Raw genomic sequence first — 19,638 nt, 5'->3', positions numbered from 1 at the left:
ACATGCGACACGACCTCGTACTCACCGGCCTTATCTCGATCGGCGCTTCATTGGTGCTGGGCTCCCCGCTCGTCTACTTATGGACGCAACGCGAAAGAGTTGCGCCGGTCGTCGTGGTTGACGTGCAGAAGCTCATCAGCGATGAGCAGGAAACGCTGCTGAAGACCTTCAATAATGGCGATCCCGTCCACATGACGGACGACGCGAAGAATAAGGCGACCCAACACGCCGGCGATTACGCAAAGCGCCTGTCGGCCGCGCTGGACCAGCTCGGCACACAGTGCGGCTGCGTTGTCGTCAATAAAGCTGCCGTGCTCGCAGGTGATGCGCCCGACCTCACTGACCTGATCGCCAAGAGGATCGCGAAATGACTCGTCTCCGATCGACGGCCCTCTCCCAGTTTTCTGCGCGCACGCTTGGAACAAAAATGGTGGGCGGACGATTTGCACCGACCGCCGTTGGTGATTATCTGGCCGCCTCGACCAGTACTTGTGCGGCGGCGCTTGCAAACGTAACGACGCATTTCGACTTGCGTCGATCGGGGGGCGCGAATTTTGCAAAAACCGACCTTCGCGGAGATGAGCAGTGATCGCGCTCGTCGCCTACTCCAGCGGCCTGGCTCGCTATCGACGGTTTGTTCGCACCGTGGTCGCGCTGACGGTCGTGGCGGCTGTCGCATGGGGCCTCACGCCTTGGTATGGGCTGACGTTCAACATGTCGACCAGTCTGCCGGGGACGCTCTACTTCATCCGCAAGGGCCCCTGTCGGCCGCGCCTCGGCGACACCATCGCATTTCGGTGGCACGGTGGGGCGACCTACCCCGCAGGACTGACCTTCATCAAACACGTGGCTGGTTTGCCTGGCGATGTCGTGCACGTCGTTGGTCGCAACATCTGGGTCAATCAGACCTATATCGGCTACGCCAAGCCGCTCTCGCTTGCAGGGATGGCGCTGTTTCCGACCGAAGACGGCGTGATTCCGCCGGGACACTACTTCGTGGCCACGCCGAACCCGAACAGCCTCGATTCGCGGTACTCGATCGCCGGCACCGTTCCTCAAACCGCAATCGTCGGGGAGGCCTATGAAATTTTTTAACCGCTGCCGCGCCCTCAGCACGCCGGCCGGCGCTTCAACTGGAGGCTCAGATGACGCTTCTGATGCTTGCAATTGGCTTGTTCATATGGGCCGTATGGATGTGCGTGATCGTGTTCTGTCTTGGTGTGGGGTTTCTGGTGGCCTGGTTTATAGGCATGTCATTGGTACACCTCATTTCTTTATCGTCCAAATAGTGGACACAGGGATAGGTCCAGCCTGCTTGCTCGTTGGTTGGAGGCAGCTACGACAGCTTATCCGACGAGCTGCAGTCCTGTGGATCGCGGCACTGACGGTCGCGGTATCCCCAATTTCAGCGATTGCGGAGGACCTGGGCGTGGTTGGCCCGACGTATCCGATTGCGGAGCACGACGCGATTGCGATGCTGAAGCGCCGCCTGCTCGAACTGCAAGCCAATGGTGGGCTGGCGGCCATCGAGCGCCGTGCGCGCCAGCGCGCGCTGCATGACGTCACGTCCCTGCCCCCGGTGCCGGGCATTTCGACCGTCAGCGCGTACTCGAGTCGCCTGATTGATCCGACGGTCACCTACTCCAAGCCCGTCACCAACGACGAGGGCGCCGTGATCGTCGCCGCCGGCACGCGTATCAATCCGCTCGACATTGTCACGCTGCACGAGCGCCTGGTGTTCTTCGACGGCCGCGATGCGGGACAGGTCAAGGCGGTGCAGGCGCTCGCGGCCCGCTCCGGCGATTCCATCAAACCGATCCTGACTGCTGGTTCGTGGTTTGACCTGACGAAGTCGTGGAAACGGCAAGTGTATTTCGATCAGCAGGGTCGACTTAGCCAGCGTTTCGGGATCACCCGCGTGCCGGCCGTCATCAGCCAGCGCGGCAACCAACTGCTTCTTGAGGAAGAACCTGCGGAGCAACTGCGTTGACCCGGCGACCAAATCACCTGTCACCTCCCAATTTATCGGAATCGCGATGAACAACTATGACCGTCTGGACTTCACTGCCGACCCGGCCGTTATCGACGTCGTCGAGAAGAACTCGCCCCACGACGGCGCTGCTGCTCTTCAGCACTTCAATGCGACAGTCGAGCCGATCCGGTATGTCGTAGACGTCACCAATGATCAGGTCGTCGTTTCAGGAAAGGGTGTGCTCGCGACTTACTACTGGCGCGCGAGCCCCTACGACAGCAGGGTCGCTCGTCTATCCGTTCAACCTGACCGCCAGATCGTAGGAGACAGCAGCGGGGAAACCTTTCGTGTTGTGGCGGGTGCTGTAGATGATATCCACCGTCCTGCTGCGGTCCTCGCCGAGCATCTGAGCGAGGTCGAAGCCGTTGAGCTGATCGGTCGTATCGAGAAGGGGGTGAAGGCCGCCCTCGGTATCGGCGTCGAATCGACCCATACGGTCCAGTTGGATGAGCCTCTTCCCGTCTCCGGCGTTGTTGAGTCCGCACGTCGTTCGATTGGAGCGAAGCTGCTCGACATCCTGGCCACGGTAACGTCACGTGTGGTATGGGTCGCCGCTTGGGGCGTTGCCGGTGCGGCGACCGGCGGTCTTGCAGTGATCCTCCTGCCGATCGTCTATCGCCTTGGCCATCACGTCGGCGCATACCTGATCGACTTCGTCTTCCACGTGTATCCGGCGATGCGGGAGCTGCTTTCATGAGCATGCGCCCTCTCCTTCGCCGCTGGATTCTCGCGATCGCGCTGGTTGCCAGCTGCTTCTCGTTCTCGGCGCCGGCCGATGCCGGTCAGTGTGTCGGCCGATTCGCCAATCCGATCACGGATATCTGCTGGGAATGCGCTTTCCCGATGGCCATCGGTAGCGTCACGTTCCTCAATATGGGCCAGGACGACACCCCGAACCCGGGCGGATTCCTCTGCTTCTGTAGCGGCACGTTTGGCGTCAAGTTCAGCTTCTGGGAGCCGATCCGGCGCGTCGACGTCACGCGCTCGCCCTACTGCTTCGTGTCGCTCGGCGGGATCTCGCTGAACCCGGGCATCCACGCCCCGGAGGGGGAGGTGCGCGAGCAGAAGGACGACACCAAGCAGAGCTTCTATCAGGTGCACTGGTACACCGATCCGGTCATGTACTACACCGAGATCCTACTAGACGACCCCTGTATGGAGACGGGCAGCTTCGATGTCGCGTACATGACCGAAGTCGATCCGACGTGGAGCGACGACGATCTCACCATGCTCCTCGAGCCGGAGACCTACCTGTTCGGCAGTCCGATCGCCCAGGCCGCTTGCGCAGGTGACTGCGTGCTCTCGAGCCTAGGTTTCGGCAGCAACCTGCTCTTCTGGTGCGCGGGCTGCAACGGCTCGATCTATCCATTCAACGGCCACGTTCAGGCCCATGTGTCCGCGATCCAGGCGTCGTCACTGCTGGTCGAGCGCATGACCGCAAAGCTGCATCGCGAGGGTTTGATGTGGGGCACGACAGGTGACGGGGCCATGTGCGGCTACTACCTGCAGCCGGTGATGGACAAGACCCAATACAAGTACACGATGCTCTACCCCGTTGCGCAAACCGACCAGATCAACGGTCAGTGCTGTCAGCCGTATGGCCGCACGTCGGCGCTCTGGGGCGCCGGAAAGATGATCCCGTACACGGGGGAGGACTTCGCGTACGAGATTTTCCGCAAGCGCAACTGCTGCATGGGTGCGAACCTCGGAGACTTGCCCCAATGAGTCGGCTCACTTTCTCCATCATAGCCGCCGGCACGATCGCCCTCGCGGCCGGTCATGTGTCGGCACAAACCGTGTCGAATGACGCGCTCGCGCGTGAGCAGCAGCAGATCAATACCACGCGCCGAGCGACCTTCGATGAGGCAGCCAGCGGCACCGCACGTTACCGAGGCGTGATGCCATCGTCGGATGCGATTGATGCCGAGATGAGCCGTATCCAGCGCAGTCGCGATCGGCAGATGGCCCAGGCGGCAGCAAAGGCAGCTCACGATGGCAACGCGTTCCCGAACCTACCGACGCCGGCGCCAGCCGCCGCCGGTGCAGATCCGTTCGCCGTCGCCAAACGGTACGAAAGCCGTACGCAGCGTCGTGTGACCGACTCCTTCGTCGCGTTCGCGAGCTTCTCGATGCCCGCTGCCTCGCTGGTACGCCTGGTGAAGACCATGAATCAGGCCGGGGGAACTGTGGTGTTCCGGGGCTTCAAGAACGACTCGCTGAAGGCGACGGCCGCTGAAATGCAGCGGCTGGGGATTGCGTCCGGCGGCATCGTCGTCAACCCGAAGGCGTTCACGCAGTATCGCATCGCCCGTGTGCCCGCCTATGTCGTCACACGCGGTGGAGACGCCAACAGTCAGGTCGACAGCAGCGGATGTGCGCTGCCGGCGTCGTACGTCTCCTTGTCGGGAGACGTGACGCCCGCGTATGCCCTGCGCCAGATCGTCGATCACAGCCCTACCTACGGGGGGATCGCCGAGCGATATCTCCGTGCACTGGGGGATGTCGAATGAACGGAATGCGGGCAACCCTGCGCCGAAGCGCACCACTGGCCATCGCGACCGCTCTGGCTGCGGTCGCCGTGTGCGCTGCTGCGGACGCCCCATCTACCGGGACTGCGTTTACTGAAGGCCAGTCGTTCGGTAAGTCAGGAATGAACGCGGCTCACGGAAGCATCAGTGGCGGTGGCTCGAACGTGCCGAACTACACGAACCAGGACGGCGAGCTGACGCCGCTGTATGGCGGTGGGCAGGGCAGTCTCGGGCCGGCCGGGTCAGGGAAGGAAGCGGATTGCTCGACGCAGCCAGCGAACCCGAGTGCCTACTGGCGTCAGGAATGCGATGCCGTGAATTACCTCGCGAAGAAGCCTCCCAATCGCATGCCGATCACCGCGAGCGATCCGATCGTGACCGGAAGCAAGGGCACGATCAATAACCCCGGGTCTACGACGAGTTCGCAGGACTGCCACAACGTGACGTCGACGGTGCCGGCGACCTACCGGAAGGAAACCTGCGAACAGGCCGTGGGTACGCAAACCTATACCTGCAACCGCATCAATGACCCCGTCTGCACCGAACCCTATCAAGGCTGCGCCGCTGGCGGGGTCGTCGAGGGAAGCTTCACCGGCGGGTTTGCCGCGCGCCTGGCATCGAACTCTGCGCTCTGGAACTTCGGCGCTGACACGGGCTATCACGACAACTCAGGCTACAACGGACTGACCGTGTCCGGCTCGATGAGTTTCAGCGTCCAGAACCTTGGTCAGATCGGTACCGCAGTCATCAGCCAGATCACGGCAAACAATACGCTGCGCAGCGTCGACATTAACGGCGTCACGGTCTACACCGATGCGCCGGACGGCGGGCGCATTCTCCAATGCGGAGTGGCGACGCTGCCGGCGTCGGCCGGCGGTATTGATGGACGGCAGACCACCGGCTATCTTGCCGCGTCCTCGCCTGGTGTGACCTTCACACACAATTTGATTTACAACGGCATTCGGAGCGTGTGTTCGGATAAAACTGCCTTTACGGCAGATGGCGGTCTCACAGAGTATCGACCGTTCTTTACCTTCGGTAGCGAGTACGAGGGGAACCCGTCGACCATTGCGCCCAACACCGACATCCGCTCGTATTTGCACGAGGGCGTCAATACCGTCGAGATTCAAGCGGCGATAGGCGGGTACGGTTTCCAGGGCGGCGGGCAGGCCCGAGTTCAGCTCACGCTGAACCAGATCTGCACCGCGACTTGCACGCCGAACTGGATCGACCAGTGCAGCTCGTTCGAACAGCGGGCCGCACAATGAATATCCGCGCTCTCATGTTCGCTGCGCGTGCGTTCACCCTCGTCGGCAGTGTAATGACCGTCACCCTGCTCGCCGCGCCGGTAGCGTATGCCGCGCCCACCTGCCAACGCACTGGTTCAACCTGCATCGAGCCGGCCGGCACACGCATCATCAACGGGATTCCGCTCTACCAGGATTGCTGGAACTACCAGGATACCTACGAATGCCAAGCCGCTTCCACCGTTAACGACTGCGCGCCATTGCAGCAGCAAGGCTGCGGCCTAGTGAACCAGCGGTGTGTGTCATACAACGACGCGGTGCAGGGAAGCTGCGACACGATGCAGTACACGTACCAGTGTCTCGATACTCCGGCGCACACGACGACCGTCACCCAATGCACGAACACGATGTGCGCACCGGGTGCCGGATGCTTCTCGTCAAGTAGTGGTGCGGACGGCGCGCTCGGCAAGGTCGTAGCAGGGCTGGAAACCGGGCGCGAAGCCGGCGCCTACGGTGTCGGTGGCGGTAACGTGAACATTTTCAAAGGCTACGACAGCAGCTGCTCGATCAAGGTGCTGGGCGGCCTCGAGATCAAGAGCTGCTGCACCAGCAACGGCGGCGGTGCCGCTTACTCGAACAACGCGATCGGAAGCGCCGCGGTCAGCGCTGGACTGTCGGTTGGCGGAACGGCGGCGAAGCAGGGCATCGCGTTAGGGTCGAAGTATGTCTTTGACCAGCTGTACGAAACGGTCGATAGCTCGATCGTGAACTCTGGTCTCTTGCAGATGGGCGCATGGGCGGACAGGGCGTTGTCTACCTCCGGAACCTTTGGTGCCTACGGCTTTAGTTTTTCGTTCTCCCTCACCAATGGTGTTCAGCTTGCCGATTTCAATCCGTACGTATTCGCGGCCGAGATCGCTGCGCAGCTGATCCAGATGTGGCTCGCCTGTTCCCCTGACGAGCAGGTGCTCAGTCTGAAGCGTGGCCAGAACCTCTGTGTTCAGTACAACCAGGGCTGCTCCAAGCGCGTGCTCGGCGTGTGCGTCGAGGAAAAGAAGAGCTACTGTTGTTTCAACTCGCCGATCGCGAAGCTTGTCAACCAGCAAGGCAAGGCGCAACTCGGCATCCCGTTCGCAGGCTGCGGTGGCTTCACGGCCGACCAGCTGCAGCGTATCGATTTTTCGAGTATCGACTTTACCGAGTTCGTCAATTCGATCCAGTCCAAAGCCGTCGACGAGGACGCGATTCTGCAGCGCGTGCGGCAATCGATCGGAAGCGGCAAAGGGGTATCCCAATGAAGCGCCTCGTCTCCGCAGCGTTTACTACTGCGATTTTTGCGCTGCCGGCCGCCGCCTTCGCCGGCAGCTACGACGACTTCAGTGCAGTTCTCATCGACGCGATTGATCACGGGTCAGCGTTTGGCGCGCTGCGTGGACCCGTTGCGGGTTCACTCGTCACCAAGCTGCACGCCAACGGTCCGGTCTACGTCACGGCTCGCTCGATCGGCGACTTGCCGCGGCCTGGCTGCAAGCGTCTGGATGTGCTGTTCGACGTCCGCGGCATCCAGACCGAGGCGGGCGAAACCAGCGGGCGTCTGGACGTGAAGATGAACTACTGCCGCGATCGAATTCCGCCGATTGGCTTGGCGCCGGCGGCGCCGGCGCAACCTGCAGGAGATACACCGTGACGCGGGGCCGCCCACTGGTTGCAGATTTCAAAACCCTCACTACCCAGGAGCGTTGATCATGTCCATCGAAAGCCTGTTTCCCCCTTCGCGTGTCCGCTCGAACTGGCGCTATGCGCTGCTCGCCAGCCTGCCCTGCTACGTGCGGCGATTCCTCTTCGCTTTCGTCATTGTGCCGGCGGCCGTCCCCGTCGTCGCGCTCGCAATACTGAATCATGGGTCTTTCACGGGTATGGCAACGACCGTGCTCGAACAGGCGGCTGGAAGCGGTACGAATCCGGACACGATCCGACTGCGGACATGCACCGATACGGCGGCTCGCCACGCGCCGTCGGCCGCCATTTGTATGCACTGGCGCACTGACGACGTGCCGATCACGACGCTCGCCCCTCAGGTTGGTCACGGCTTGTTCGTCGCGTGGCTCGTTGCTGTCGTCGTCATGCTTGCGACGGATCTCGGCGTTTCCCCGCCCTCGCCTATCGGACTGCGCAGACGTCTCGACTCGATCGGACGGCCGCGTGCCGAACTTAGTCGTGCAATCCGCGAAGGAGAGGTGAAGTGAGACTGCAGATTACGATCACCAGTATGCGCGCCGCGCCGGCGCCCGACTTGCCGAGCCATCTCTTTGCTGGTGCCGCCAGTGACCGCGCGACCTTCCGGGTAACGCACGGCGCCGCGCCGTCGCGCGAAGCCATTTCCGTGTTGCTCGAGGACGCCGGCTTTGAAGTCGACGCGCAGCGGAGCCGGCCATGAGCGCATTCCGTGGATTCCGGCTCGCGGTAGCGGTCCTGCTTCCTGCAGCGCTGCTGGTGCCGCCGTTTGCGGACGCAGACGGGTTGGACTACAAGTCCGCCTGGAGCTGCGACGGGCAAGAGAAATTCAACTGGTACTGCGATGACGACAAGCCCGCGGCGCCCGCGGGTGCGAGCGCGGCCAAACCGGTCGATTCCGACGACTTCGATCAGATCAAGTCGGCCGACGAGATGCGCGAGGCACTGAAGCACCGACTCGACGTCGCAAACATGGACCCGACGCTCGAGCACATCAAGGAGTACATCAAGCTTTGGGAGTACGTCCAGCAAAAGAGCGCTGTCTTCGCCGATCAATGGCGCCGAGTCGTATGGCAGAACCCGAGCCTCGATTACTCGCTCAAGCGTCCGACCAACAACGTCGCTGTCCATACCTATGACCGGACCCGGGATTCCGACCAGGACGGGCAACTGCGTGCACTCGCGCAGAAGCACGGCCTGATTTTCTTCTTCCGCTCGGACTGCCCGTACTGCCATGCGATGGCCCCGACGATTGTGCTGCTCGCGCAGCGCTATGGCATCGACGTGCTGCCGGTCTCTCTGGACGGTCGGGGTATTGGCGAGTTTCCGAACCCGACGCCTGACCACGGTCAGGCGTCGGTCTGGGGTGTGCAGCAGGTGCCCGCCCTCTTCATTGCGTCCAAAGAGACCGGCGACCACGCAATGATCGGCTCGGGAACGATGTCCCTCCAGGACATCATCGACCGCATTTTCGTTCTCACTGCCTCGCAGCCCGGGGAGCTTTTCTGATGAAACCGACACGCTGGTTTGCCGTACTGACGGCTGCAGTGGTTGCCATCGCCCCGGTGTGTGCGCAGGCGATGTCGATGCAGCAGGTCTTCGACTCAATCAACGCCATGGGCAACGTATCGAGCCCTCGGGCGTTGCAGGGCGAGACGATGGATATGTACAGCGGCGGCAGTGTGTTCATGCGCACGCCACACAAGACTTACCAGCTCGCGAGCGTCACCGCACCGGAATGGGGTGCGGGTTGCGGCGGGATTGACCTGTTTGCCGGCGGGTTCAGCTTCATCAATAAGGAGCAGTTTGTTGCGCTGCTGCGCAACATCGGCTCGAACGCCTTGGGCTACGCATTCAAGCTTGCCCTGCAGAACCTCTGCCCGACCTGCGACAACGTCATGCAGTCGTTGCAGACCATCGCCCGCGACGTCAATCGGATGAACATCGACTCGTGCCAGGCCGCTGAGGGCATCGTCAATGCGGTGACGCCTGTTGCATGGAAAAAAGAGCAGGCGAACCTGGCCGACACGCTCGGGCCATTCACGAACCTGTATTCGGATATGACGGATGCCTGGACAAATACCGGAAACAGCTCGGCGCAAGCGGCGCAGACGATCAATACGGCCACTGCATCGGATTCCAATCTCGCGGCCAAGCAGCCGTACGGCAATGTGACGTGGCAGGCGCTGCAGCAGCTGCCGGACCTGAGCACGTCGGATCGCGAATTCCTCATGTCGCTGGTGGGGACGGTCATTTTTCCCGACCCGTCGGATTCGGGCGGCACGGAGGTGAATCCTGTATTCCTGCCGCGAATCGGCAGCCTCACGGTGCAGGAGTTGGTCGGTAACGATCCTGCTGCGAACAGTGGCACCACGATTCAGGTGTACGTGTGTGACGAGACGACGAAGTGCCTGAATCCGTCAGTTCAGGAAATTGGATACACCCCCTTCCGTACGCTCGTACAGCAAAAGCTGCAGGTAATCACGGATGCGATCGCATCGCGCTCCGCGATCCCGAACCCGGCGGACACGTTTCGGTTCCTGAGCATGACGGACCTGCCGGTCTACAAAATGATCGCGGTCGGCACGCGTCTGAACAACTCGTCTCTGGCTGACCAGTTGTTGAGTACCTACCAGTCGCTGATCGCTGCCAAGTACGCCGAAGCGTATATCCACGGATCCGCTGAAGATCTTCGCCGGGCAATCGCGCGTTACGGCACCGTGAAATCCAGCACGTCGCTGCTCGACGAGGCCACGAAGCTCAATACCAACATTGACACGGTCGAATCGGAAGCACGCAGCGCAGTGATGCAAGCCTTCAGCCAGACGTCGAACGCGTGGCAACTGGTCGAGCAACTCCAATCGATCGAGCGCGCCGTGCACGCGAATGTGTCGTCCTCGCTTCGGAACTCGTTGGCCTTTGGCCAGACGTTGAACGGCGGGGGGACTCAATGAACATGGAAATTGACACCTATGGGAACGTCGATACCTTGTACTACGTCATGCAGGGTATCGCGTCTTTCATGGGTAGCGGAACCTGGACAGGTCTCATCCGTTACACGTTGTTGAGCGGCGTCGTAATCTGGACGATCGTCGCGATCGGCCGGAAAGGCTATGAGATCTTCCGGTGGTTCGCCGCCGCGATGCTGATGACGCAGCTGCTTTTGCTACCGGTCGAGAACGTGTTCATCACGGACGTCAACAACGTGCAGCCGACTCGGGAGGTGGATCACGTCCCCGCCTATCTCGCCGCGGTTGCCCAGAGCTTCACGCTCATCTCTCGCGTGCTGACACAGTCGTACGAAACGATCTTTTCGGTGCCGGATACGCTGACCCTGAAAAAGGGGGATGTGGGTTTCGGCATCTCCGTGCTGCAGAAGGTGAACAAGGCTGAAATCACCGATCCGGGGCTGCACGCTGACCTTATCCAGTTCTTCAAGGAGTGCACGGTCTACGACATCCAGGACGGCGCGATTGATCCGAAGACGATCATGAACGGCACCGACCCCTTCAATACCGTGTTCACGTCGACGAGCCCTGCCCGATATGTGACGACGAACACCCTCACCGCGAACCCTACGACGGACACCTGTTCCGCGACCGGCACTTTGTTGCTGCTGCGCGTACAGGACGCTGAGCAAGCGGCCGAGCAGATGTATGGCAGCGAGATGTATCCGGAGATCGCCGACCCCTCCATGGCGAAGGCGGAATTCGTCAACGCGATTGGAGATTCGTACGGCTTCATCCTCCAGTCGTCGCAGAACGCGTCGTCGGCGCTACGACAGGCAATGTTCAACAACGTATGGCGCCAGGCGGGAGCGGAGCTGCCCGCGATGCTGAACGATCCGGCGCGCGTGGCCGAGGTCAATGCGTTGATGAGTTCTGCCCAGGCTGCAGTGGCGACGAACGGCTCACTCGCCTCCATGGCGATTCTCGCCAAGAACACGCTGCCGACCGTTCGCAACTATGCCGAAGCGATCATCTATGCGGTTTTCCCGCTCATTCTGGTGCTCTGCCTGATCAGCGGCGCGGATGGGGCCAAACGAATCCTCGCGATGTACGCCAAGACGGTGGCATGGGTGTCTGTCTGGCCGATGCTCTTCGCGGTCATCAACGGGCTGTCGCTGATTCACCTGAGCCATGAGATGCGCTCGATGTCGCTGCAGGCCGGCGTGCCGTTCGGCATGGCGGCGAAGTTCGGACAGACGTTGCTCGACGAGCAGGCGCTGCTTGGATACATGGTGATTATTACGCCTCCCCTTGCGTGGCTGTTGCTGAACTTCGCATCGGCCGGCGTTGTCGGTGCGTTCTCTCAACTGAGCGGCGCGTTGACCGGCTCTGCTCAACAGATCGGTGGTCAACAGGCGCAAGGCGACGAAAACATCGGCAACGTGCACATGGATTCGTCGTCGATCGATAACGCGTCGCGCAACGTGACCTCGGCGAACAAGTACGACAACACTGTGCAGTCGCGCACCGGGTCGATGAACGTCGATACCGGGACCGGCTCGGCCTTCACGAACTTTGCCAATGGCCTGATCGCTCGCACCGAGTTTCAGAACAGCCTCGGCGTTTCGGCCACGTCCCAGGACGCATTTGAGCGGTCGCTCGGCACCGACACCTCGACGGGTGTCGCGGCAAACCGCACGAATTCCACGTTCGCTGGGCGGGAGCAGCTTGCGTCCAGCACGAACAGTGTCTCGAGCAGCCAGGAGCGTGGAAGCTCACAGCGCCTGTCCGACGATTCCAGTTCGGGTACGCGGGCCTCGTCTAGCCAAACAGGTGAGCGGCGGACCGCACATGATCAGCAATATGCGATAGATCAGTCGCACTCCGTCGACGGTACAACTTCTGCAGGAGCCAAAGGTTCGATCATGCTTGGTGGCGGCTTTGCCAAGTCGTTTGGCGAGGATGGGGCGCCGTCCGGCAACGCCGGCGGTGGAGGCGGCGGCTCAGCCGGTGGTAGCGGGCGTGGGCCTTCCGGCAATGGTCGGCAAGGAAGCAGCAATCCGGTCTCGAACTCGCCTCTTTTTAACCAAGCAGAAGAAGACAAACTCGCTCGTAAGGCCGAGTCACTTGGAAAATCGCCGAACGAAGTTCAAGCGATTCGGGATGCGTATCGATCGAAGGTGCGGGCTGCGGATTATGCAAATGGCGGTGGCACGGGGAAAGGGCAGTCGAGTCTGAAGTTTGGTCTCGATGTTTCGGGCGAAGGTGGATATACGAAGTCTTGGCGGAATTCTGACGCACAAAAATTCGTCGATCAAAACAGTAGTTTGGCCGCCTACACCGAGAGCGATAACGTCTCTCACGAAGGCTCGCAGATGCACAATGACTCCACCGGAATGGAGTCCGGGCAGCACGTTCGCCGCGACCGGTCGGCGTCTCTGACGGACCAGGTTTCGTCCGGCTCTCGCGTTGCAGCGGATCTCACTCGCAGCGCAGACGTGCGCCAGCGCGGATCGACGCAAGTGGTTTCGCGCGTAGATACCTCGACCAACCTGATGACGCCTGAGAACCTGCAGGCGGTCGCTGCGCGCAACGGTATCCGATACAGCCAGCTGATGACGTTGCCGTCCCCGCAGATCGCTCAGCTGGTCGCCCAAGATGCAGCGATGCGCGACATCGTTTCGCGCAACTCGACGTTGCCGACCACGGCTCGTGATGGGTCTACTCTCCCTGCGAGCGGCATCGACGTCGTTCGCCTGGACCAACGCAACCAGTCCGGCGTTGGTGCAAGTGCCCCCGCGTCGTTCCAGCGTTTTGCAGGTGCGGTTGGACCAGTGGATACGACACCCCTGGATGTTGCGACGCCGATGCCCCAAATCGTGACCGACGCACAGCACCGTGTGGATGTTACGCAGCAACGGGTCGCGAGGGAGTCCGCCGCGCCGATCAAGCAGGTGCGTGACCACGTCGATCCGTCGGCCGACAACAAGCCGCTCATGACGCCCGAGCGGGCGCCGGGCCGCTCGCTTTCCTCTCCGCCCGCGGCGCCGTCAGCTTCCGATAGCAAGGGGCCCCTGTCGGCATGGGTGAACTCGATTCAGCCGAGCGGGCCGGCTGGAACAACGTCCACCTCGGCACCAATTGAAAACTTCCTACATCCGCGAACTACGGGAAATGGCCCGACTCTTGAAGCCGCTCGAGCGACGGGAACCGGCACGGGCTCGCCCGCGACTCAACCGCGTCTGTCCGAATCTGACTTCAGGATCGTGACTCTGCCGGCCGGCAATGATCACATGTCACATCGGCAGAGTGATCGTCGAGTGCCCGATGCTCCTGACGGGACATACAGCCGGCCGTCTCCGGAGCTACCCAGCCCTGATCAAGAAGCTGTAGCGCGGCCCGTCGGCTCGATACGGGGTCGCCGGGTGGTTGACGATGGAAGTCGGGGAAGTAGCTTGCCGACCGCATCAATGAAGCGTAGCGGCGGGGTCTCAGTCATGGCTCCTGGAACGACGGCTGGCAACCCTGGTTCACGAGTCGACAACGTCAAACCAGCTAACTCTGGTCAGGAGCAGGCTACGCCGGCGCCTATCGCGCCTGAACCAGCTGGCCGGAGAAGTTCGCCGTCCGGTGGCATCGGCCTCGCAAGCGTCGGGTCAGAAGTCGGTGGCGTCGACAGAAAGGTGCAGATCGGTCGCGCGCCAGGCGGGTCATCTGCTGCAGGGGATGCCTTGCCATCGACACCCTCGCAATACCTCGATGCCGCAACCGTCGGAGCCGACGCATCTGCTCCGCACGACGACTCGGCGGTAAGCGGCGCGGCCACTTCCCCGAGCGTTTTGGCTTCGGCGAGTCGACTAGGACGCGGTTCTGCAGATGACGCACGTGGAGTCAAGTCGCTCCCGAGCGCGGGCGTTGCAAACGATGATCCCGACAACCAATGAAAAAGGGGCCTTGCGGCCCCGGACGGTAATTCCCCAATCAATGACGCCAATCGCTATGACTCATCTGATTTCTTTGGTCTCTCCAAAACCAATCGTTCGAGAGGTCGCTGCTTGCATTGTTGCTCGAACGAGCGGTGTTCCAGCCGTCATCATAGTGCGCGCCGGTCATGATGAGATGGCCAAGCTTGACTGCAACGCCCAATTGGGCGAACACGCCGAAGATGCAGGAAAAGAGAGCGCCAAAAGCCAAAATGGTAAAGGGCAGCTGCATTACCGTAATCACGATGGCCGCAACCAGGAGCGTGGTCAGATAGCCCCACATGATTTTCCGGTAAATCAATCGGCCACTGCGCGAGGCGATAAACGATGTGAAAACCGAGAAAATCGCTGCTGCCATTATCGCCATGAAATTCGCAAGCACATAGTCCATGATGAGCGCCCCCGTACGCAATTAGTATCGACGTTACGCCTGATTTCTCGTACTGGCAAGTTAATCCTTGATGACGTAATTCGTCGTGGTGTCAATTCATTTGCGTCTTTAATTAGCGCGATCTCGACGGTGAGTCGAGTGCGTCTGGTCGCGCTCACGTTTTCTGCCCTGCTTCTTGCTGCTTGCGCCTCGGTGCACAGCTACGACGCCTGCGCCCGCTCCTATTCAGCGGATGGCCACGCCTCCCACGTCGGGAGGTCGGCATGAAGTTTCTCCTCTTCCTCGCGATCACGGCCGGTGCCGGCTACTACGTGCTGCATGACGGGCCGACGCCGGATCTCGGCAATTTGTCGTCGTCCGTTGGGCATTTTGCGAGCTCTCTGAAGCACCCAGCCGACAACGCCTCACATTCTGAAAGCGCAGGCTCTGGCGACCACGCCTCCGTCCAATTCGCGACTTCACCCGACGGCCAGGCCGAGGCGCTCGTGCTGAGCGTGATCGACAGCGCGCAGTCGGAGCTCGACGTCGCCGCTTACGAGCTCACCAATCGTCGCATCGTTACCCATCTGATCGAGCGCGCCCGCGCTGGTGTCCAGGTCCGTGTCGTCCTCGACCGCTCCCAGCTTGACGGCCGCAGCTCGAAGCTCGCGGATCTCGTCGCGGCCGGAATACCGGTTCGCATCGACATGGCCGTACCGCTCATGCACGACAAGTTCATCGTCGCTGATAGCGATACGACCCAGACAGGCTCGATGAACTACACGCAGGCCGGTGCCAATCACAACGCTGAAAACGTCCTCGTCATCTGGCATCACGCCACGGTCGCCGCAGCCGTGCGCGCCGCGTGGGCGCGCCTATGGAATGAATCGAAGCCTTACCCAGGTGTTTGACCCGGCAATCACGCGCGTAAGCCGAACTTTTTAATGGAGAACACGATGCCTCATGTCGATTTCGAAGTCGCCTGCCAGACGATCGGGCAGCTGATCGCCCACTATGTCGCCGTCATCGCTGAAGAGGAGTCGCGCAGCGAGCCGGATGCGGAGTGCATCGCTATAGCCGACGCGGAACGCAAGACTCTGGTTGCCGCTCGCGATGCGCTGCATCCGGATGATGCGGCTGCGATCGCTCGTGCGCTGGACATCTACGGCCTGCGTGTCCGTCGCTTGAACATCGGTCACGCCTGATTCCGGAGCCCATCATGGACACTATTCCGGATGTCGTGATGCAGCGCGCGTATGCGCGAGTGGAGCGCGAGGCGATTGACGGCAGCCGCGAGCAAGCCGAGCCGAAGGCGATCCTCATCGGTGGCCAACCCGGTGCCGGCAAGACGGCCATTGCGCGTCAGGCGATGGGCGAACTCAACGAGCGCGGTGGTGCCGTTTTGATCGACGCCGATCGCATGAGGGAGAATCTGCCGCAGTACAGCCGGCTTCTTCGCGAGGATCCGCAACATGCAGCCGACCTGACGCATGCCGATGCTGGCCGGTGGGCGGGCCGGCTAACCACGGCCGCATCCGACGTGCGCCGTGATCTTGTGGTCGACGGCACGATGCGTAACCCCGATAGCCTGCGCAATCTGGCGCGGCGGCTCAAGGACCGCGGTTACACGCTGGAGGTTCGGGGCGTGGCCATGCCAGCGGACGTGTCGCTTACGCGTGCGCAGATGCGTACCGAGCGCGAAATCGCGACGACGGGCGTGGGACGGGTGGTCAATCGCGAGCAGCACGACCAGGCGTATGCCGGCATGGTGGAAACGGTCGCATTGCTCGAGCGTGAGAAGGCAGTGGATCGAATCCTGATCGTCGATCGGCATCACCGTGAGATATACCGCAACGAACTGCATCAGGGTGAATGGCGCGAGCCGCAAGCGGCCGCGGCGTCGATCGTGCATGAGCGCGAGCGTCCGATGACCCGCGACGAGATAGCCCATCACGTTCAAATGCTCGATGACATTCGTGACGCTCGTACAGGCCGAGGCGCGCCGGCGCCGGAGATTGCCGACATCTCGCTGCGTCGTGAGCAGGCGCTACGCGTCCCGGAGAGGGATGCGCAAGCACGGGTCAACGGAGCGTATGCGGATGCGCGGCCGGCACCGGAGCGCGGCTTGCGCGACGTCCTCCGGTCGATGACGCGTGACGTGCCGAACGTCGGTGGCCACTTCCCCGATCCGGTCGCCGAGGAAATCGCTGCGTCGCGCCATCTGCCCGCCCTCGAGGCCAGGCTTCGCTCGCACGGGATGACTCACCTGACACCGCTGGACGCCGGCGCGTCGTCGGTCGTGCTGGCGGCCGACGACAAGCATGTGGTGCGGCTCGGAACCGGCGATCTTGCCGTTCGGCCAAAAATTCCCGAGGTCTTGCAGCCGGTGGCGAGCGGCACCGAAGGCAATCTGCGATACGAAATCATGCCCCGCGCCGATATGCGAGGCGTGACATCGGCCGACGTCGCGCGCACGGCCGACGCGCTTCGTCAGCGCGGATACCACTGGAGCGATCAGGGCGTCGACAATCTGGGCATCGTGGACGGTCGTGTGGTCGTCGTCGATCCGGGTGGCATAGAGCCGGTACGCGAACGGGCCATTCTGCCGTCTGCACGCCAACCGGATCAGCCAAAGACGGAGGTCGAAGTCGATACGGCGCGCGCGCCGCGCCGGCGTACCGTTGACCACGCGCGCGACGCGGAGCGCGGCCGCGCGTTCGACACGCTGGGCCGTGACCAGGCGCTCGCCCTCTTCCCCGAGCTCGACGCGGCCTACCACCACCTCGAAACGCGGACCTCGATCAGCACGGTTCCCCACAGCGAAATCGAACGCGCCAACCTGTCCGAACAGATCCATCGGGGCCAGCTACCCGAGGGTGACGTGCCGGACGATGTTTCGCGCCGGGCGATCGGCCTGGCCGGCGATTACCACAACCTGATTCTGCGCGATGCGCAGCAGCTGGAGCGCCACTACCGCGGTGAGGTGCTCGCCAACTCGACGCACCACTCGCTGGTCAAGATCGGTCAGACCGTTGGCATCGTCTATCCGCGCGATCGTCTGTCCCGCGATGTCGAGGTCGGCGAGCAGATCGCGATTCAGTATTCGCCGGACAGCGCGCTGCACCAGGTCAGGGAGCGCGATCACGAAGCGGAACGCGCAGACCGATCACACGACCACCAGCTTTCTATCGAGCGATAGGGGCCGCCATGTCTATTTTCAATCGCCCCCCGACGTGTGCGTCCCGTTCCGCATTTTACGCGGCTCTATCTGGCCGAACGTCGACACATTCGCCGTCGGCTGTGGACCAGTCCGAGACTGCTGCGTATCGAAGCCGATTGGGCGACGCGTTACGTCGTGCAGTGGCTCGCACTGTGCTGGTTGGCATGGGCACCGGCGTTGTTGCTCTGGTGGCGGCTGATCTCCAACGGATTCCACCTCGACTACCCGATCGTCGTCGAGCCGCGCGCTTCGCTGCCGATGTACGTGTTCGCCGGCCTCGTCGCTTCGCTTTTCTACGCGTGGTGGCGACCGTACATCAGCTACGTCGAGCTGCAGGTCAGGCGCCACATGGACGACTGGTATCGCACTGTATGTGAAGCGGCGCGATCCGGCCGCCTGTATTAGGCCAGCAACGAATCACCGCCATTTTTGACTGTTGATCACACCAAGGGGAAGACCATGAAATTCACGAAGAACACGCTCCTGATCGTCGCGTTGTCGGCCACTGCGTTACTTGCCGGTTGCGCCACCACTGGCAACGAGCACCTCGAATCCGCGACGCAATCAAGCGTTCAGGCCCAAATCCAGCAGGGCAAGAGCACGAAGCAGGACGTTCAGGATGCTTTCGGTTCACCGAACAAGACCACATTCACCGATTCGGGTCTCGAGATCTGGACATACGAGCTGGCGCACGCCACGCCGCACGCTATCAACTTCGTCCCGATCGTCGGTGCGTTTGCACATGGCGCTGACGTGCGGAAGAAGACGTTGACAGTGCTGTTCGACGACAGCGGGGTCGTCAAGAAATACACGTTTGCCGAGACCACCGACGTGGCCAAGGGAGGCATCGGCCAGTAGCGCCTGCCTGATCGCAATTTAGTGGCGGGAAGGTGCTGTTCCTTACCTTGCGCCTTCCCTTTGACGCCAGCCGGCTTGCCGGCTGGTCTTTTTCCCCGATCTCGCGTTTCTGTAGAGGCACCCGCAATGAATCGATATCGCGCATCTTCCATCGAGCGCCGGCGAGCTGCAGCCTCGATCGCCTGGCCAAAAGGCACGTTGATCCTGACCAACACGGATCCCTCTGCCCAACGCACGCTGAAGGGCGCGGCGGTCGCGCTTGCGGCGGCGGCTTGCCTGTTTTCCATCACTTGCACAAACGGGCCCTTGCAGTCCTGGGCTCGCTCGCGCGAGCACTTCGACATGCGACCTGCGATGGAGGCCGCCCTGAAAGCCGGAAGTCGTTCCGCCGGTACATGGCTTGCCGTTCATTTCAATCGCGACTATCCGGGCTTGCTCCAGGCCGAGTCAGACGCTGGCGAACCGACAGCGATGTACCTGGTTGGTCGCATGCACCTGCAAAAGCACGCGGGTTTCGGCCACACCACGGCGGCGACCGATTCGGATCAGGAAATCGGCATGCAACTCATGCGTCGAGCCGCGGCGGCAGGCGGTCAGGACGCCCTGCGCTATCTGGTCAGTGGGTCTGCGAACTGAACACCACGATGGAATTGGACAAATACGCGGCATGTAAAGGAGAAAGCCGTATGCATACGCGTCCCCTTCACCCCCCCGTTCA

At 61.8% G+C, this 19,638-nt stretch carries 22 protein-coding genes; 21 read left to right on the top strand and 1 reads right to left on the bottom strand.

Features of this window, described 5'->3' with window-relative positions; translation table 11 throughout:
* The first annotated feature begins 2 nt into the window (after window positions 1-2).
* From HWX76_RS31745 to HWX76_RS31675, 15 genes are all read left to right on the top strand, one after another.
* Window positions 3-371, top strand: a complete 369-nt coding sequence (locus HWX76_RS31745) for a TrbI F-type domain-containing protein (protein ID WP_205713840.1) — start codon at window positions 3-5, stop codon at window positions 369-371.
* Window positions 368-589 carry a hypothetical protein gene (locus HWX76_RS31740; RefSeq protein WP_125380529.1) on the top strand — a complete coding sequence of 74 codons (222 nt, stop codon included), beginning with the start codon at window positions 368-370 and terminating at the stop codon, window positions 587-589. The genes HWX76_RS31745 and HWX76_RS31740 overlap by 4 nt, the downstream gene beginning before the upstream one ends.
* The gene (locus HWX76_RS31735) at window positions 586-1,095 is read left to right on the top strand and encodes a S26 family signal peptidase (protein ID WP_089487635.1); all 510 of its coding nucleotides are present in this window, start codon (window positions 586-588) and stop codon (window positions 1,093-1,095) included. The genes HWX76_RS31740 and HWX76_RS31735 overlap by 4 nt, the downstream gene beginning before the upstream one ends.
* 193 nt (window positions 1,096-1,288) lie before the next feature.
* A complete protein-coding gene (gene traW / locus HWX76_RS31730; protein ID WP_223274481.1) occupies window positions 1,289-1,990 on the top strand; it encodes a type-F conjugative transfer system protein TraW in 702 nt (233 codons plus the stop codon).
* 46 nt (window positions 1,991-2,036) lie between these two features.
* Window positions 2,037-2,729 carry a hypothetical protein gene (locus tag HWX76_RS31725; RefSeq protein WP_176016867.1) on the top strand — a complete coding sequence of 231 codons (693 nt, stop codon included), beginning with the start codon at window positions 2,037-2,039 and terminating at the stop codon, window positions 2,727-2,729.
* Entirely contained in the window at window positions 2,726-3,757 is a 1,032-nt protein-coding gene (traU, locus tag HWX76_RS31720) for a conjugal transfer pilus assembly protein TraU (RefSeq protein ID WP_027811081.1), read from the top strand. Before HWX76_RS31725 ends, traU begins: the two co-directional genes overlap by 4 nt.
* On the top strand, window positions 3,754-4,542 hold the full coding sequence (gene trbC / locus HWX76_RS31715) for a type-F conjugative transfer system pilin assembly protein TrbC (protein WP_089487633.1): 789 nt from the start codon (window positions 3,754-3,756) through the stop codon (window positions 4,540-4,542). Before traU ends, trbC begins: the two co-directional genes overlap by 4 nt.
* A 5-nt stretch (window positions 4,543-4,547) precedes the next feature.
* Entirely contained in the window at window positions 4,548-5,828 is a 1,281-nt protein-coding gene (locus HWX76_RS31710; protein WP_244138046.1) for a hypothetical protein, read from the top strand.
* Window positions 5,829-5,881: 53 nt separating this feature from the next.
* The gene (gene traN / locus HWX76_RS31705; protein WP_244138045.1) at window positions 5,882-7,105 is read left to right on the top strand and encodes a conjugal transfer protein TraN; all 1,224 of its coding nucleotides are present in this window, start codon (window positions 5,882-5,884) and stop codon (window positions 7,103-7,105) included.
* Window positions 7,102-7,494, top strand: coding sequence for a hypothetical protein (locus HWX76_RS31700; protein WP_027811085.1), 393 nt, complete (start codon window positions 7,102-7,104; stop codon window positions 7,492-7,494). Before traN ends, HWX76_RS31700 begins: the two co-directional genes overlap by 4 nt.
* A gap of 58 nt (window positions 7,495-7,552) precedes the next feature.
* Window positions 7,553-8,053, top strand: a complete 501-nt coding sequence (locus HWX76_RS31695) for a hypothetical protein (RefSeq protein WP_027814060.1) — start codon at window positions 7,553-7,555, stop codon at window positions 8,051-8,053.
* Window positions 8,050-8,244: a hypothetical protein gene (locus HWX76_RS31690; protein ID WP_027811087.1), complete on the top strand. Its 195-nt coding sequence runs from the start codon at window positions 8,050-8,052 to the stop codon at window positions 8,242-8,244. The genes HWX76_RS31695 and HWX76_RS31690 overlap by 4 nt, the downstream gene beginning before the upstream one ends.
* Window positions 8,241-9,050: a conjugal transfer protein TraF gene (locus tag HWX76_RS31685; protein WP_089487630.1), complete on the top strand. Its 810-nt coding sequence runs from the start codon at window positions 8,241-8,243 to the stop codon at window positions 9,048-9,050. The genes HWX76_RS31690 and HWX76_RS31685 overlap by 4 nt, the downstream gene beginning before the upstream one ends.
* Window positions 9,050-10,495 (top strand): conjugal transfer protein TraH, encoded by a 1,446-nt coding sequence (locus HWX76_RS31680; protein ID WP_027811089.1) that lies wholly within the window; start codon window positions 9,050-9,052, stop codon window positions 10,493-10,495. Before HWX76_RS31685 ends, HWX76_RS31680 begins: the two co-directional genes overlap by 1 nt.
* A 2-nt stretch (window positions 10,496-10,497) precedes the next feature.
* Window positions 10,498-14,433, top strand: a complete 3,936-nt coding sequence (locus tag HWX76_RS31675) for a conjugal transfer protein TraG N-terminal domain-containing protein (RefSeq protein ID WP_244138044.1) — start codon at window positions 10,498-10,500, stop codon at window positions 14,431-14,433.
* 37 nt (window positions 14,434-14,470) lie between these two features.
* On the opposite strand, the gene HWX76_RS31670 is transcribed toward HWX76_RS31675, so the two are convergent.
* On the bottom strand, window positions 14,471-14,863 hold the full coding sequence (locus tag HWX76_RS31670) for a hypothetical protein (RefSeq protein ID WP_027811091.1): 393 nt from the start codon (window positions 14,861-14,863) through the stop codon (window positions 14,471-14,473).
* A gap of 263 nt (window positions 14,864-15,126) precedes the next feature.
* Here HWX76_RS31670 and HWX76_RS31665 point away from each other — a divergent pair, with 263 nt between their 5' ends.
* The 6 genes from HWX76_RS31665 to HWX76_RS31640 all read left to right on the top strand — a co-directional run bounded on the left by HWX76_RS31665 (window position 15,127) and on the right by HWX76_RS31640 (window position 19,556).
* Window positions 15,127-15,753, top strand: coding sequence for a phospholipase D family protein (locus HWX76_RS31665; RefSeq protein ID WP_089487628.1), 627 nt, complete (start codon window positions 15,127-15,129; stop codon window positions 15,751-15,753).
* Between the two features lie 33 nt (window positions 15,754-15,786).
* Entirely contained in the window at window positions 15,787-16,047 is a 261-nt protein-coding gene (locus HWX76_RS31660; protein ID WP_027811093.1) for a hypothetical protein, read from the top strand.
* 14 nt (window positions 16,048-16,061) lie between these two features.
* Window positions 16,062-18,041 carry a zeta toxin family protein gene (locus HWX76_RS31655; protein ID WP_089487627.1) on the top strand — a complete coding sequence of 660 codons (1,980 nt, stop codon included), beginning with the start codon at window positions 16,062-16,064 and terminating at the stop codon, window positions 18,039-18,041.
* Between the two features lie 156 nt (window positions 18,042-18,197).
* On the top strand, window positions 18,198-18,467 hold the full coding sequence (locus tag HWX76_RS31650; protein WP_224755996.1) for a hypothetical protein: 270 nt from the start codon (window positions 18,198-18,200) through the stop codon (window positions 18,465-18,467).
* Window positions 18,468-18,521: 54 nt separating this feature from the next.
* Window positions 18,522-18,920: an outer membrane protein assembly factor BamE gene (gene bamE, locus HWX76_RS31645; RefSeq protein WP_027811096.1), complete on the top strand. Its 399-nt coding sequence runs from the start codon at window positions 18,522-18,524 to the stop codon at window positions 18,918-18,920.
* A gap of 126 nt (window positions 18,921-19,046) precedes the next feature.
* On the top strand, window positions 19,047-19,556 hold the full coding sequence (locus HWX76_RS31640; protein WP_089487625.1) for a hypothetical protein: 510 nt from the start codon (window positions 19,047-19,049) through the stop codon (window positions 19,554-19,556).
* The last annotated feature ends 82 nt before the right edge of the window (window positions 19,557-19,638 follow it).

The sequence above is a fragment of the Burkholderia sp. BCC0398 genome (assembly GCF_902833245.1).
Classification (GTDB): Bacteria; Pseudomonadota; Gammaproteobacteria; order Burkholderiales; family Burkholderiaceae; genus Burkholderia; species Burkholderia sola.
The sequence above is the reverse complement of the archived record's forward strand: the minus strand, read 5'-3'. Positions and strand labels throughout refer to the sequence as shown.

Bases quoted from the DNA above. Each gene is read 5' to 3' on its own strand.
- HWX76_RS31745 (WP_205713840.1), top strand. From the start codon at position 3: ATGCGACACGACCTCGTACTCACCGGCCTTATCTCGATCGGCGCTTCA.
- HWX76_RS31740 (WP_125380529.1), top strand. From the start codon at position 368: ATGACTCGTCTCCGATCGACGGCCCTCTCCCAGTTTTCTGCGCGCACG.
- HWX76_RS31725 (WP_176016867.1), top strand. From the start codon at position 2,037: ATGAACAACTATGACCGTCTGGACTTCACTGCCGACCCGGCCGTTATC.
- traU (WP_027811081.1), top strand. From the start codon at position 2,726: ATGAGCATGCGCCCTCTCCTTCGCCGCTGGATTCTCGCGATCGCGCTG.
- trbC (WP_089487633.1), top strand. From the start codon at position 3,754: ATGAGTCGGCTCACTTTCTCCATCATAGCCGCCGGCACGATCGCCCTC.
- HWX76_RS31710 (WP_244138046.1), top strand. From the start codon at position 4,548: ATGCGGGCAACCCTGCGCCGAAGCGCACCACTGGCCATCGCGACCGCT.
- traN (WP_244138045.1), top strand. From the start codon at position 5,882: ATGACCGTCACCCTGCTCGCCGCGCCGGTAGCGTATGCCGCGCCCACC.
- HWX76_RS31700 (WP_027811085.1), top strand. From the start codon at position 7,102: ATGAAGCGCCTCGTCTCCGCAGCGTTTACTACTGCGATTTTTGCGCTG.
- HWX76_RS31695 (WP_027814060.1), top strand. From the start codon at position 7,553: ATGTCCATCGAAAGCCTGTTTCCCCCTTCGCGTGTCCGCTCGAACTGG.
- HWX76_RS31685 (WP_089487630.1), top strand. From the start codon at position 8,241: ATGAGCGCATTCCGTGGATTCCGGCTCGCGGTAGCGGTCCTGCTTCCT.
- HWX76_RS31680 (WP_027811089.1), top strand. From the start codon at position 9,050: ATGAAACCGACACGCTGGTTTGCCGTACTGACGGCTGCAGTGGTTGCC.
- HWX76_RS31675 (WP_244138044.1), top strand. From the start codon at position 10,498: ATGGAAATTGACACCTATGGGAACGTCGATACCTTGTACTACGTCATG.
- HWX76_RS31670 (WP_027811091.1), bottom strand. From the start codon at position 14,863: ATGGACTATGTGCTTGCGAATTTCATGGCGATAATGGCAGCAGCGATT.
- HWX76_RS31665 (WP_089487628.1), top strand. From the start codon at position 15,127: ATGAAGTTTCTCCTCTTCCTCGCGATCACGGCCGGTGCCGGCTACTAC.
- HWX76_RS31660 (WP_027811093.1), top strand. From the start codon at position 15,787: ATGGAGAACACGATGCCTCATGTCGATTTCGAAGTCGCCTGCCAGACG.
- HWX76_RS31655 (WP_089487627.1), top strand. From the start codon at position 16,062: ATGGACACTATTCCGGATGTCGTGATGCAGCGCGCGTATGCGCGAGTG.
- bamE (WP_027811096.1), top strand. From the start codon at position 18,522: ATGAAATTCACGAAGAACACGCTCCTGATCGTCGCGTTGTCGGCCACT.
- HWX76_RS31640 (WP_089487625.1), top strand. From the start codon at position 19,047: ATGAATCGATATCGCGCATCTTCCATCGAGCGCCGGCGAGCTGCAGCC.